The organism is Streptomyces sp. NPDC002795, from assembly GCF_042888725.1.
Lineage (GTDB): Bacteria > Actinomycetota > Actinomycetes > Streptomycetales > Streptomycetaceae > Streptomyces.
In genome coordinates, this window is sequence record NZ_JBIAQB010000008.1 from 173,404 (window position 1) to 186,159 (window position 12,756).

At 69.1% G+C, this 12,756-nt stretch carries 12 protein-coding genes and 1 pseudogene; 7 read left to right on the plus strand and 6 right to left on the minus strand.

Annotation, left to right across the window (positions count from 1 at the left end):
• The first annotated feature begins 141 nt into the window (after positions 1-141).
• From ACFYWS_RS24620 to ACFYWS_RS24635, 4 genes and pseudogenes are all read left to right on the plus strand, one after another.
• Positions 142-765 (plus strand): TetR family transcriptional regulator, encoded by a 624-nt coding sequence (locus ACFYWS_RS24620; protein ID WP_389280158.1) that lies wholly within the window; start codon positions 142-144, stop codon positions 763-765.
• 240 nt (positions 766-1,005) lie between these two features.
• The gene (locus ACFYWS_RS24625; protein WP_389280160.1) at positions 1,006-1,893 is read left to right on the plus strand and encodes an MEDS domain-containing protein; all 888 of its coding nucleotides are present in this window, start codon (positions 1,006-1,008) and stop codon (positions 1,891-1,893) included.
• A complete protein-coding gene (locus tag ACFYWS_RS24630) occupies positions 1,890-2,336 on the plus strand; it encodes an ATP-binding protein (RefSeq protein WP_389280162.1) in 447 nt (148 codons plus the stop codon). Before ACFYWS_RS24625 ends, ACFYWS_RS24630 begins: the two co-directional genes overlap by 4 nt.
• 202 nt (positions 2,337-2,538) lie before the next feature.
• Positions 2,539-2,703: pseudogene (locus ACFYWS_RS24635) on the plus strand (hypothetical protein); the annotation flags it as partial.
• An 84-nt stretch (positions 2,704-2,787) separates the two neighbouring features.
• On the opposite strand, the gene ACFYWS_RS24640 reads toward ACFYWS_RS24635, so the two are convergent.
• On the minus strand, positions 2,788-3,465 hold the full coding sequence (locus ACFYWS_RS24640; protein WP_389280164.1) for a GntR family transcriptional regulator: 678 nt from the start codon (positions 3,463-3,465) through the stop codon (positions 2,788-2,790).
• A gap of 120 nt (positions 3,466-3,585) precedes the next feature.
• Between ACFYWS_RS24640 and ACFYWS_RS24645 the strand changes: the two genes are divergently transcribed.
• Positions 3,586-4,752: a mandelate racemase/muconate lactonizing enzyme family protein gene (locus tag ACFYWS_RS24645; protein WP_389280166.1), complete on the plus strand. Its 1,167-nt coding sequence runs from the start codon at positions 3,586-3,588 to the stop codon at positions 4,750-4,752.
• Between the two features lie 210 nt (positions 4,753-4,962).
• Positions 4,963-6,309: a cation:dicarboxylate symporter family transporter gene (locus ACFYWS_RS24650; RefSeq protein WP_389280168.1), complete on the plus strand. Its 1,347-nt coding sequence runs from the start codon at positions 4,963-4,965 to the stop codon at positions 6,307-6,309.
• Between the two features lie 17 nt (positions 6,310-6,326).
• Here ACFYWS_RS24650 and ACFYWS_RS24655 read toward each other — a convergent pair whose 3' ends face one another.
• The 5 genes from ACFYWS_RS24655 to ACFYWS_RS24675 form a co-directional block, all read right to left on the minus strand.
• Positions 6,327-7,418, minus strand: coding sequence for a LacI family DNA-binding transcriptional regulator (locus ACFYWS_RS24655; RefSeq protein WP_389280170.1), 1,092 nt, complete (start codon positions 7,416-7,418; stop codon positions 6,327-6,329).
• Between the two features lie 67 nt (positions 7,419-7,485).
• On the minus strand, positions 7,486-8,178 hold the full coding sequence (locus ACFYWS_RS24660; protein WP_389280172.1) for a 3-oxoacid CoA-transferase subunit B: 693 nt from the start codon (positions 8,176-8,178) through the stop codon (positions 7,486-7,488).
• Positions 8,175-8,969: a CoA transferase subunit A gene (locus tag ACFYWS_RS24665; RefSeq protein WP_389280174.1), complete on the minus strand. Its 795-nt coding sequence runs from the start codon at positions 8,967-8,969 to the stop codon at positions 8,175-8,177. Before ACFYWS_RS24665 ends, ACFYWS_RS24660 begins: the two co-directional genes overlap by 4 nt.
• A gap of 88 nt (positions 8,970-9,057) precedes the next feature.
• Positions 9,058-10,077: a ketopantoate reductase family protein gene (locus ACFYWS_RS24670; protein ID WP_389280176.1), complete on the minus strand. Its 1,020-nt coding sequence runs from the start codon at positions 10,075-10,077 to the stop codon at positions 9,058-9,060.
• Positions 10,074-11,342: an MFS transporter gene (locus tag ACFYWS_RS24675; protein WP_389280178.1), complete on the minus strand. Its 1,269-nt coding sequence runs from the start codon at positions 11,340-11,342 to the stop codon at positions 10,074-10,076. Before ACFYWS_RS24675 ends, ACFYWS_RS24670 begins: the two co-directional genes overlap by 4 nt.
• Before the next feature lie 362 nt (positions 11,343-11,704).
• Between ACFYWS_RS24675 and ACFYWS_RS24680 the strand changes: the two genes are divergently transcribed.
• Entirely contained in the window at positions 11,705-12,634 is a 930-nt protein-coding gene (locus tag ACFYWS_RS24680) for a 3-keto-5-aminohexanoate cleavage protein (RefSeq protein ID WP_389280180.1), read from the plus strand.
• The last annotated feature ends 122 nt before the right edge of the window (positions 12,635-12,756 follow it).

Here is a 12,756-nt window from a genome sequence, read left to right on the forward strand (position 1 = left end):
CGCCCCTCCCACGCCTCTCCCTCCGCCGGTCGCGGGGATGACGACGGCGCTCCCCCACCTGATAATTTGCGCTCGGCGGCCGGGCCGCGCATACGCCGACGAAGCAGGACCCGCCGCATCACCGAACAGAGAGATCCAGCAGTGCCCCGACGCCCCGACGTGAGAGCCGCCGCACAACCGCAGTCCCCCGGGCAGCGGGCCCGCAGGGACCGGATCCTGCGGGCCGCCGCCGATCTCGGAGCCCAGCACGGTCTGGACGGGGTCCAGATGCAGGACGTCGCCAAGGACGCGGGCGTCGCCCTGGCGACCCTCTACCGCTACTTCCCGTCCAAGACCCATCTGTTCACCGCGGTCATGGGCGAACAGGTCGACCGCATGCACGATCCCCGTCAGCGCATCCAGCGCGCCGACCCCGTGGACGCCGTCGCCGAGACCCTGCTGCGTGCCACGCGCAGCCTCCTGCACACACCCCGGCTCGCAAGCGCCGTCATGCAGAGCAACTACGCCGCGCACAGCGCCACGGTCGTCGAAGCCGCCCGCATCGAGGCCCGCGTCCGGGAGACGGTCCTCGACCTGCTCGGCCTGGACACCCCGACGGACAACGACGAACGGCTCGTTCGCCTCCTGCTCAAGTGCTGGCACGGAGTCATCGTCGCCACCCTCAACAAACACACGACACGGGCGGAGGCCGACACCGAGATCAGGCTGGCCTGCCAGGTGCTACTGTCCGCGCGGTCCAACGCGCCTGGGCGCACGGGCGTTTAGGGGCGGGTCCACGACGGTGACTGCCCGAGGCCGGAGCCGGAGCCGACCGCACCGAGGCCCGCGCCGAGGCCCGCGCCGCAGGAGCTGACAAGTTCGGACAACTCCGATCCTGCCCGGTCACTCTGCTCAACGACTGGGGCGCAGATCGCCACTATCCGACAGGGCCCCTGCGGTCCGACGCGGATCGCTAGCGTGAGGCTGATGGACGTCACGACGTCACCGGGCCTCAGGAGGTGAGCGATGGCCGCTGCTGAGGATGCGTCACCTGCGGGGACGATGCCGGTACAGCAGCTCCGGACGGGCGATCACGCCTTTGTCGGCTACGGCGATGACGACGCGGGCCGCGACGTGGTCACCACGTTCGCGTGGACGGGGCTCGCCCACAACGAGAAGGTGATGGTCTTCTCCGCGCCGCAGCTGGCCGAGGCCGAGGTGTGGAACCGCCTCGACGCTCCGGGCGCACTGCTCGGCGCCGCTCGTGAACGCGGCCAGTTGGTGCTCAGCAGCATGCGCGCCCTGATCCATCCCGCCCGCCACTTCACGCCCGAGCGGCAGTGGCAGCGCATCGAGGAGGAGACGGACCGCGCTCTCGCGGAGGGCTACAGGGGCCTGCGCACCTATATCGACATGCACTGGGTGGGCGACCTCGACGCCGACGTCGCGGTGATGATGCACCGCGAGTCGCACGCCCAACATCTGTTCACCGGCCGCCCGTACACCGAGATCTGCGCCTACGACAGCCGCTGGTTCGCCCCCGAGGTGCTGAGCGCCATGCACGAGGCGCACCCGTGCCGCCTGCTGCCCCACCTCGGAGCGCTGCACGGTGAGCAGTCGGAGAACACGGTCCGCCTCGCCGGTGAGGCGGACATCAACACGCGGGAGCAGCTCATCGCCGCACTGCGCGAAGGTCTGGCGCGCAGTGCGGATGCCCGACGGCTGACCGTGGACATGTCCCAGCTCGTCTTCCTCAGCGCCGCGTGCGCCGTGGACCTGCTGCGGATGGCCGCGTCATCGGCCGCACACGACCTGATCGAGGTGCGCTGCCCTCCGACCGTGGCCCGCATACTGCGCCGGGCAAGCGACGGGACCAGCACCAACCTGGTGATCAGGGAGGTGAGTCGCCGATGACCGCGTCCGGCCCCGGCGACCCACCCGCCGTCCTGCTGCTGAAGTACCCCTTCGCCCAAGACGACCTGCCCCGGCTGCGCACGCTCGTCGACCAGTACGCGGGCCGCGAGGGGCTGCCCGAGCCACGGCGCGGCGAGTTCATCGTGGCCATCGACGCCGTGGCCACCAACGCGATCGAGCACGCGGGCGGCGCCGGCACGCTGGTCCTTCAGCGCGCCAACGGCCATCTGGAGTGCCACATCCACGACTCTGGACCGGGTTTCACGGCGGACGTCATCCCCCCACTCGCACCCGGGATCGGCGACCACACGTCAGGCCACGGCTTGTGGCTCGCCACCCTCGTCACCGACGAACTCACCGTCTCGGCGGGCGCGACGGCCGCCGGCGCCGACACCACATCCGCCGGCGCCACCGTCACGCTCATCATTCGGCTGCCTCACTGAATACCGCCGGGCGCTCTGGCCGAGCTCCTCGCCCTCGTTGCACCTGCACCCACCCCCTGGGCAACAGTTGCGACTTGACGCGCGACGTACCCGTATGCGTCGGCCACCGCTAGGATCTGCCAGGTCGCGACTGGGCCGAAACAGTGCGTAAACCCAGTAGCGGAAGGCAAGTTGAGACGAAGCCAAGAATCGGGCACGCGGCGCCCCCGTCCCCGGCCTCTATGCCTGCGGCAACGACGCCGACTCGATCATGGCGTCGGAGTACCCGGGCGCAGGCTGCCAGGTCGGCGCGGGTCTCACCTTCGGCTATGTGGCGGCCCACCAGGTCGCCAGGTACGCCGCGGGCCGAGCGGACGCGGACATCTGAACCGATGACGGTGCCCCCTTCAACGGCACCATGAGCGGTTCGCGCCACCGCCAGCGCCAGGCGGCCCGACGCCGAGCGCAGCGATCAGGCCCGAGTCTCGCGATCCTCCAGCGCACTGATGGCCGTGGCCGTGAGGCTGTTGGTGATGTGGTCGCGCATGAGCTGTGCGGCCTGGTCCGCCTGGCCGTCCACGATGAGGTCGACCAGCCGGTGGTGTTCCCCGTGGTCGCGGGTGCGGGGCTCGTCGCCGGGCGGCAGGTCGAGTCCGAGGCGGCGGTAGCGGTCGGACTTGTCCCACAGGTCGTCGAGCATCTTGATGAGGACGTCGTTGCGGGAGGCCCGGTAGAGGGTCTGGTGGAAGACGCGGTGCGCGGCCAGGGCCCCTTCGCCCCATTGGCGGGTCACCGGCAGCAGCTGGTCGACGGCCGCCCGCATGGCGGCGATGTCGGCGTCGGTGCGGCGCTTGGCGGCGAGTTCGGCCGCGGTCGGGTCCAGGGAGAGGCGGACCTCGAAGAGCTGGCGCGCCTCGTCGGCGGTCATGGTCGACACCCGTACGTCACGGTGGGTGTCGACGGTCAGCAGCCCCTCGCTGCTCAGTCGCCGGATGGCCTCGCGCAGCGGGGTGATGCTCATGTTCAGTGACTCGGCGAGGGCGTACTGCGCGAGGCGGGAGCCGGCCGGGAGGTCGCCGCTGAGGATCTGGTCGCGGAGTTCCGCGTAGGCGAGATCGCTCTTGCTGAGGAACATGTTCTGGCTCTGCATGGCCTGTTGACCCGTTCCCTTCCCGAGGTCCCCACCCCTTGACAGCCCCCATGGGTGCCGCCCACTCTAACAGCCAACACATCTTATAAGTTACGAGACGTTGTCGGAAAGGCTGCCGCCATGAAGATCACCAACGTGTACGAGGGCGTGGTCCCGATCAGTTCCTCGATCCGCAACGCCTGGATCGACTTCTCCTCCATGGACTGCTCGATCGTCGCGATCGAGAGCGACGTCATCCGCGACGGGAAGCCGGTGGTGGGCTACGGCTTCAACTCCAACGGCCGCTACAGCGCAGGCGAGATCCTGCGCCGCCGCATCCTGCCCCGCCTCCTGAACGCCGAGCCGGACAGCCTCCTGAACGAGGCAGGCGAGCTGGACCCCGCCAAGGCGTGGGAGCTCATGATGCGCAACGAGAAGCCCGGCGGGCACGGCGAACGCTCGGTCGCCGTCGGCGTCGTGGACATGGCCCTGTTCGACCTGGCGTCGAAGATCGCGGGGCAGCCGCTGTACCGGTACCTGTCCGAGCGGCACGGCGACGGCGCCCCCGACGACTCGGTGTTCGTCTACGCGGCCGGCGGCTACTACGCCCCCGGCAAGACACTCACCGATCTGCAAGCAGAGATGCGGGGCTTCCTCGACCAGGGCTACGACGTCGTCAAGATGAAGATCGGCGGCGCCGGCCTCGCCGAGGACCTGCGCCGCATCGAGGCCGTCATCGATGTCCTCGACGGTGACGGTTCCCGCCTCGCCGTCGACGTCAACGGCCGCTTCGACCTGGCTACCGCGCTGGAGTACGGGCGGGCCATCGAGCCGTACAACCTGTTCTGGTACGAGGAGATCGGCGACCCGCTCGACTACCACCTCAACGCGACCGTCGCCGAGCACTACGCGGGCCCCATCGCCACCGGCGAGAACCTCTTCTCCCTCCAGGACGCCCGCAACCTGATCCGCTACGGCGGCATGCGCCCCGACCGCGACACCCTCCAGTTCGACCCGGCGCTCTCCTACGGCCTGACCGAGTACCTGCGTATCCAGGACATGCTGAAGCGGCACGGCTGGTCCTCGCGCCGCTGCGTCCCGCACGGCGGACACCAGTTCTCGCTGCACATCGCGGCCGCCCTCAAGCTCGGCGGCAACGAGTCCTACCCGGGCGAGTTCCAGCCCACGGGTGGCTTCGCCGACGACGCGGTGGTCGAGAAGAGCCGGGTCGGCCTGACCGACATCCCCGGCATCGGCTTCGAAGGCAAGGCCGCCTTCCACAAGGTGCTGCGCGCCCTGCACAGCTGAGCCGTCCTCCACTCTCAGCCGCACCACATCGCACCACATCGCACCGCGACCGCTCCCGCCACCGCGCGGGCGCCGTCGTCGCGCCGGGCGCAGCAGCTCCACCCACGCGCCACGTACGACGCCGGGCACATCGAGCCGAGCCACCGGCACTCCCCCGGCGCCCCCACGGGACAGGGCTACACACGATCGTCGTGCAAGGGAGCACCAACGATGACATCCACCCCCGCCACCGAACGTCCCCGGCAGTCCAGGCTGAGCCGCCTGCTGCGTGAACTGTGGTTCCAGGTCGTCCTGGCCGCCGTCCTCGGCATCGCCGTAGGGCTGGTGGCACCCGGCTTCGGCGAGGAACTCAAGCCGCTCAACGACTGGTTCATCGCACTGGTCAAGATGATCGTGATCCCGGTCGTCTTCTGCGTCGTCACGACCGGCATCGCCTCCATGGACAACCTGCGCAAGGCGGGCCGTATCGGAGTCAAGGCGATCGGCTACTTCCTGGTGCTGTCCCTGGTCTCGATGCTGATCGGCCTGGTGGTCGCGAACGTCTTCCATCCAGGATCCGGCCTCGACGTCGATCCCTCCACGCTACGCGCCGATGACGTACCGGAGACGGCCACCGAGCACGCCACCTTCACCGGCTTCGTCTCCTCACTGATCCCCACCTCGCTGCTCGGCGCAATCACGGGCGACGCGATCCTGTCCGCGCTCATGGTCTCGATCGTCTTCGGCGTCGCCCTGAACATGGCGGGCGAGGACGGCGCCCCGCTGACCCGTGGCATCAAGGCCCTCTCCGACGTGGTGTTCCGCATCGTCGGCTGGGTGATGCGACTGGCACCCGTGGGTACCTTCGGCGCCCTGGCCACGGTGGTCGCGACGTACGGCGCCGAGAGCCTCAAGCAACTCGCCTACCTGATCGTCCTGTTCACCGCGACGTGCGTCGTCTACGTCCTGGTCGTTCTCGGCGCCATCATGCGGGCCTGCCGCTTGAGCCTGTTCGCCCTCATGCGCTTCCTCAAGGCGGAACTCCTCGTCGCGTTGAGCACCTGCTCCAGCGAGGCCGTACTGCCCCAACTGGTGAGGAAGTTGGAGACACTCGGGATCGGCCGCCCGGTGGTCGGCATCGTCATCCCCTCCGGGTTCTCCTTCAACCTGGACGGCTCGGCCGTCTACCTCACCATGGCCTCCATGTTCCTCGCCCAGGCCATGGGCATCGACCTGTCCTGGCAGCAGCAACTCGTCATGGTCGGCGTCATGATGCTCACCAGCAAGGGCACCGCGGGCATCGCGGGCGGCGCGTTCATCGTCCTCGCCAGCACGGTCACGGCGGTCGGCCACATACCGCTCGCCGCCCTGTCGTTGATCGTCGGCATCGACCGCATCCTCAACGAGGGCCGTGTCTTCATCAACGTCCTCGGCAACGCGGTGGCGACCATCGTCGTCGGCAAGTGGGAGAACGACTTCGACGCGGAGCGGGCTCACGCCGTTCTCCACCCGGGCAAGACACCACCCCCGCCGCCACCCGCGCAGCTCGACACGGCCAAGGTCGGCGCCGACACCTGATCTGTCCGTCCTGTAACTCAGCCGTCCTGGGCCGCACTTGGCCACGAGACAAGAGAGTCCGGACGGCACCCGCAGGAGGTGCCGATCCGCAGCCGGTGGGGCTGGGTGAGGACCTGTGGTGGTCCTCCGACGCCGTCGACGCGCCTGATCAGCTGCTCGACCGACAGCTCGGCCATGCGCCGGCGCGGCACGCTGATCGTGGTCAGTTCGGCCAGCATGGAGGCCGCGGGAAACACCCCGTCGACTCCGGTCACCGCGACGTCGTCGGGAACCCTGAGCCCCTGGCTCCGCAGAGCACCGATCACGCCGGAGGCGATGGCGTCGGACCCGCAGACGATCGCCCGCGGGAGGTCGCGCCGCACCATGAGCCGCTGCACGACCGTGTGTCCGCCCTCGGCGGTCAGGTAGGCGTTGAATCGGCGGTGCGGCGGGAGCGACAGGCCGATCGCCTGCGCCGTACTGACGAAACCCGCCGCCCTGGTCGACGATGCGGACGAGTTCGGCGGCCCGGTGATGACCGCGACGTCGGTGTGGCCGTGGTCCTCGACGACGTGGCGCAGGATGTCGGAGGCGACGGCGAAGTCGTCGATGCCGACGAAATCCGCGCGGAGATCCGGGATCCGGCGGGAGAACTGGATGAACGGAACGCCCGCACCACGAAGACGCCGCACGACCTCGCCGTCCTCCGGGTGCAGAACGGTGATGACGATGCCGTCGACCCGGCGAGTGATCATCGTGTCGACGACCTTGGCCAGCATCTCGCCGCTTTCCTGGGTGTGTGCCAGGAAGACCTCGTAGTCACGTGCCCGGGCCGCGTCGATCACGCCCGCCGAGACCTCGGTGTAGAAGGGGTTGGCGATGTCCTGGAGGATCAGCCCGATCACCCGGGTGCGCTCCCGCCCCTTGTCCCGCTGATGGGCCTGCAGCGGATAGCCGAGCTCACGCGCGGTGCCGAGCACCCTGTCACGCATGTCCTGCGACACACCTGGTCGGTCGTTGAGGACGTACGAGACGGTTGCCGGTGACACCCCCACGGCCCGTGCGACATCGGCGGCCGACACCCTCATTCCGCGGATGCCGTGCTTGCGCACCGGGCGTTCACTGCTCATGGGGACATTCTCCTTCGCGGCATCACCCGAACCCGCAACGCCCCTCCCGCCCGTCGGCCGGGCCCGCTCAGCCGGCGAGCGCCGGCAGCGCGACGGTCAGCGGAGCCTCGGTCGCCGCCAGGACCTCGTCGGCCGAGACACCGGGAGCCAGCTCTACGAGCCGCAGCTCACGCTCGTCGGGGCTGCCCGGCACGGCGAGCCGGCCGGTGGCGGGGTCGGTGACGTCGATGACGGCGAGGTCGGTGATGATCCGCTGGACCACGCGCTTGCCCGTCAACGGCAGCGAGCACTCCCTAAGAATCTTGGGGGATCCGTCGCGCGCCGTGTGTTCCATGAGCACGATGACCTTCTTCGCGCCGTGTACGAGGTCCATCGCGCCGCCCATCCCCTTGACCATCTTGCCGGGAATCATCCAGTTCGCGATGTCACCGTCGCAGGAGACCTGCATGGCGCCCAGGACGGCCGCGTCGATCTTGCCTCCCCTGATCATCCCGAACGAGGTCGCCGAGTCGAAGAGGGAGGCCCCGGGGCGCAGGGTGATGGTCTCCTTGCCCGCGTTGATCAGGTCCGGGTCGACGTCGGCGTCGAGCGGATAGGCGCCCATGCCGAGGACACCGTTCTCGGACTGCAGCACCAACTCGACGTCAGCGGGGACGTAGTTGGGCACCAGGGTGGGCAGCCCGATGCCGAGGTTCACATACGATCCGTCGGTCAGCTCTGCGGCCGCTCGGGCCGCCATGTCCTCGCGCGTCCAGCTCATGTCATCTCCCTGGTGTCGGTCATCAGCCGGGTCACCGTTCGTTTCTCGATCCGCTTGCGTGCCGCCTCGTCCTCGTCGAGGGCCACCACGCGGTGCACGTACACGCCCGGAGTGTGGACCTCACTCGGATCGATCTCGCCAGGCTCGACCAGGTGCTCCACTTCGGCGATGGTGGTGCGGCCGCACATCGCGGCCACGGGGTTGAAGTTCTGTGCGGCGTGCCGGTAGACGAGGTTGCCGTGCCGGTCGCCCTTCCAGGCCCGCACGAGGGCGTGGTCGGCGACGATCGCGTGCTCCAGGACGAACTCCTTGGGGCCTTCGGCCGTCGGAAAGGTCTCAACTCGCTTGGCCTGGCTGGCCTTTGACACGGATCCGTCCGGGCCGTAGAGCCAGGGCAGACCACCCTCCGCGATCTGGGTGCCGACACCGGTCGCGGTGAAGAACGCGGGGATCCCCGCCCCTCCGGCCCGCATGCGTTCGGCGAGCGTGCCCTGTGGCGTCAGCTCGACCTCCAGCTCTCCGGCGAGGTACTGCCGGGCGAACTCCTTGTTCTCGCCCACGTAGGACGCGACCATCCTGCGCAGCCGTCCGGCCCCGAGCAGCAGCCCCAGCCCCCAGTCGTCGACGCCCGCGTTGTTCGAGACGGCCTCCAGCCGGTCGGCTCCCTGGTCGAGCAAGGCCTGGAGCAGTACTGCGGGGATGCCGCACAGACCGAAACCTCCGACGGCCAGGGTGGTGCGGGACTCGATGTCCGCCACCGCCTCGGCGGCGCTTGCGACTACCTTGTCCACTGGCGACTACTCCTCAGTTCTGTGCACGTGCCGGTATGTTGGGGCGCCGCCGGGCTGTCTGCGGGGGCTCTGCGCGCGACAGGGCAGTTCACACCACGCCGACGCTTTTGGCGACGTGCGCCAGGCCCGCGCGGCCGGGGCGGGCGGTTCCCTGCTCGCAGCGGTGTATCCACTCCACGACCGCGCGGTGGCCCGGTGTCGGAACGCCGAGACTCTCGCCGGTGGCGACCACGCCTCCGTTGATGACACCTGCTTCGGTGCGTGCCCCGCGCTCCAGGTCCTGCAGCATGGAGGCCTTGGTGGCTCCGAGGTGCTGCATCACGGCGTCGACGCCTGCCGACGCGGCGACATGGTCGTCCACGGTGCGTACCACCAACTGCTGCGGGTCGACGCCGAGAAGCGGCTGCAGGCGCGCGCCGCGCGCGAGGGCGACGTCGTACGCCTCGGTCCACAGTCGCAGCGCGGTGAGCAGGCCCTGCTCGTCGGCGGCCACCTCCCGGTAGGTCCATCCCGCGACGGCACCCAGGCCGGAGAAGGTGCTGTTGAGCAGCAGCTTGGTCCAGACGGTGTCCTGCACGGAGTCCGACACCTGGACCTCGGCGACGGAGGAGAGCGGGCCCACGAGGTCGTTCGCGCGGCTGCTGGACTCGCCATCGAGTTCTCCGATGATGAAGGGCGCGACGGTGGTCTGTTCCACATGGCCCGGGCCTCGGTTGGTCGCGCCCCATTCGGTGATGCCCACGAGCATGCGGCCGCGTCCGACCATCTTCTCGACGATGTCCTGGACCAGACCGTTGCCGAACACCACGTACGTGTCGGCGAGTTCATGGCTGAGCAAGGACGCCAGCGCGGGCTCCAGGGCGGTCGACTTCAGCATCAGCAGCGCGTAGTCGAAGCGGCCGGTGATGGCGTCGGGCGACCGGTAGGCGTCGAGGACCACGGTGATCGGCCCGTCCGGGGCGTCCACCTTCAGGCCGGTCTGACGCATGCGTGCGACGTGTGCCTCGTCGGCGTCGAGGACGGCGACATCATGGCCGGCGTGTGCCATGCGCGCGGCGGTGACCCCGCCGATGGCACCGGCTCCGACGATCAGAATTCGGGGTTTCATCGCATTGCTCCTGTCTGCGCCGTGCGTGCCACGGACGCGTCGTTCTTGGGGAAGAACAGCCCGGCCAGGGCGCCCACGGCGACCAACGCCGCGACGAACCACAGTCCGGACAGCGGGTTGCCCGTCGCGTCCTCCAGCAGACCCATCACATACGGGCCGACGAAGCCGCCCAGGATGCCCAGGGTGTTCAGCAGGGCGATGCCGCCGGCGAGAGTGGCGCCGCTCAAGCGGGACGACGGGACGGCGAAGATGATCGGCTGGACCACGAAGAAGCAGGATGCGGTCAGGCAGAATCCGACCAGGGCGACGACGGGCGAGGCCAGTGCGGCGATCACCAGTCCGGCGGTCATGGCGGTCAGTCCGGCCAGGAGCATCGTCCGCGAGCGGCTCGCGGTGGTGGCGTAGCGCGGCAGGAACACCGCGCCCGCCACGGCGAACACCCAGGGCAGCGTGGTGACCAGGCCGGTCTGGAAGCTGCTCAGGTCGGCCCAGGTGTCGATGATGGTCGGAAGGAAGTAGGTGAGGCTGTAGACCGCGATCTGGTGGCAGAAGTAGACGACGATCGCCAGGACGATGTACTTGTCCTTCAGTACGCCGCCGAAGGAGTGTGTACCGGACTCGGCGGCGCCGTCCTCCTGCTCGGCCGCCAGCCGTCGCACGAGCCGGTCGGCCTGGGCCGTGGTCAGCCACTTGGCGTCACGCGGGCCGTCGGGCAGGTACCGCCAGACGACGAAGGCGAAGAGAACGGCCGGCAGACCCTCCAGGGCGAACATCCACTGCCATCCCGCGAGCCCGCCGACACCGTCCAGTTCGAGGAGCGCGCCTCCCAGCGGCGCACCGATGATGTTGGCGACGGGCACGGCCACCAGGAACAGACCCATCGCGGCGACCCGCTGGCGGCGGGTGAACCAGTAGGTCAGATACAGCAGCAGTCCGGGGAACAGCCCCGCTTCGGCGAGGCCGAGCAACACCCGCAGGATGTAGAAGGACTTCTCGCCCTGGACCAACGCCATCGCCGAGGACAGCAGCCCCCAGGTCAGCATGATGCGGGTGATCCAGAACCGTGCCCCGATCCGGTGCATGATCAGGTTGCTCGGCACCTCGCACGCCGCGTAGGCGACGAAGAACAGCCCGGCGCCGAGTCCGAACGCGGCGGCGGAGATCCCGAGATCGGCCTCCAGGCCTTCCTTGGCCAGGCCGATGTTGGTGCGGTCGATGAACGAGATGATGTACGCGGCGATCAGCAGCGGCATCAGCTTGCGCATGATCAGCCGAGATTCCTGAGCCTCTTCGGCCTTCTGTCCGTGGCCGGCGCTTGCTCCAGTACCGGGCGCTGATGACGGCGGTGTCATGACGCTCCTTCTCGCGGGATACGGCCTCGGGCCCATGGCGGGCGCCGCGGGCCAGCAGGAGCCGAGCGCTCGGGGCAGTAGTCGGCCCGCTGTCAGCGAGAAGGTACGCACGAGGCAAATCGTTAAGCAACGATAAGTTTCGTGGTCCGGCGCTTGCGTACTTAACGTTGCTTACGGCTCGGGCCCCTCTCCATTCTGAGCGTGCCGATGGACGCCGGACATGTCCCCACCCGAGGGGCACGACATACCGGCTGGACGATCAGAGAGGGCCGACGATGCCGAGCCGCAAGGTCATCATCACCAGCGCCGTGACGGGCGCGATCCACACGCCGTCGATGTCGAAGTACCTTCCGGTCTCTCCCGAGGAGATCGCGGAGGCGGCGATCGGCGCCGCCGAGGCCGGGGCGGCCGTGGTGCACATGCACGCCCGCGATCCTCGCGACGGCCGCCCGTCCCAGGACCCCGAACACTTCGTGCCGATCCTGGACAGCCTCAAGCGCAACACCGACGCCGTCGTGAACCTGACGACCGGGGGCTCCCCGCACATGTCGGTCGAGGAACGGATGCGTCCGGCGATGGAGTTCGCGCCCGAACTGGCCTCGCTGAACATGGGGTCGATGAACTTCGGTCTCTACCCGATGCTGGACAGGTTCCAGGAGTTCGAGCACGCGTGGGAACGCGAGGGCCTGGAGAAGAGCCGGGACCTCGTCTTCAAGAACACCTTCGCCGACATCGAGGCCATCCTCGCGGGCGGGCGGGCGAACGGCACCCGCTTCGAGTTCGAGTGCTATGACATCTCGCACCTGAACAACCTCGCCCACTTCCGCTCCCGCGGTCTCACCGACGGGCCCCTCTTCGTGCAGTCGGTCTTCGGCCTCCTGGGCGGGATCGGCGCCCACCCGGAGGACCTGATGCACATGCGCCGCACGGCCGACCGGCTCTTCGGCGACGGATACGAGTGGTCCATCCTCGGCGCCGGCCGCAACCAGATGCCGCTCGCCACGATGGGCGCCGCGATGGGCTCCCACGTCCGCGTCGGCCTCGAGGACTCCCTGTGGATCGGCCCGGGCGAGCTGGCCGAGACCAACGCGGCCCAGGTCACGCGGATCAGGACCATCCTTGAGGCGCTGAACCTCGAGGTCGCCACGCCGGATGAGGCACGTCAGATGCTGGGGCTCAAGGGGCGTGACAGCGTGGGGTTCTGACAGGGCGTCCGATGTAGGACTGACGTGGCACCGGAGTCCCGGTGGTTCCCGCGCAGGGGAACCCCCTCAGCCACCCGGGAGCCACGTGGGCGCCCGCACACCTCGCCGTGAGGACGTGCGTC

Bases quoted from the DNA above. Each gene is read 5' to 3' on its own strand.
- ACFYWS_RS24675 (WP_389280178.1), bottom strand. From the start codon at position 11,342: ATGCGCAAGCTGATGCCGCTGCTGATCGCCGCGTACATCATCTCGTTC.
- ACFYWS_RS24640 (WP_389280164.1), bottom strand. From the start codon at position 3,465: ATGCAGAGCCAGAACATGTTCCTCAGCAAGAGCGATCTCGCCTACGCG.
- ACFYWS_RS24655 (WP_389280170.1), bottom strand. From the start codon at position 7,418: ATGAGCAGTGAACGCCCGGTGCGCAAGCACGGCATCCGCGGAATGAGG.
- ACFYWS_RS24670 (WP_389280176.1), bottom strand. From the start codon at position 10,077: ATGAAACCCCGAATTCTGATCGTCGGAGCCGGTGCCATCGGCGGGGTC.
- ACFYWS_RS24680 (WP_389280180.1), top strand. From the start codon at position 11,705: ATGCCGAGCCGCAAGGTCATCATCACCAGCGCCGTGACGGGCGCGATC.
- ACFYWS_RS24630 (WP_389280162.1), top strand. From the start codon at position 1,890: ATGACCGCGTCCGGCCCCGGCGACCCACCCGCCGTCCTGCTGCTGAAG.
- ACFYWS_RS24660 (WP_389280172.1), bottom strand. From the start codon at position 8,178: ATGAGCTGGACGCGCGAGGACATGGCGGCCCGAGCGGCCGCAGAGCTG.
- ACFYWS_RS24645 (WP_389280166.1), top strand. From the start codon at position 3,586: ATGAAGATCACCAACGTGTACGAGGGCGTGGTCCCGATCAGTTCCTCG.
- ACFYWS_RS24650 (WP_389280168.1), top strand. From the start codon at position 4,963: ATGACATCCACCCCCGCCACCGAACGTCCCCGGCAGTCCAGGCTGAGC.
- ACFYWS_RS24625 (WP_389280160.1), top strand. From the start codon at position 1,006: ATGGCCGCTGCTGAGGATGCGTCACCTGCGGGGACGATGCCGGTACAG.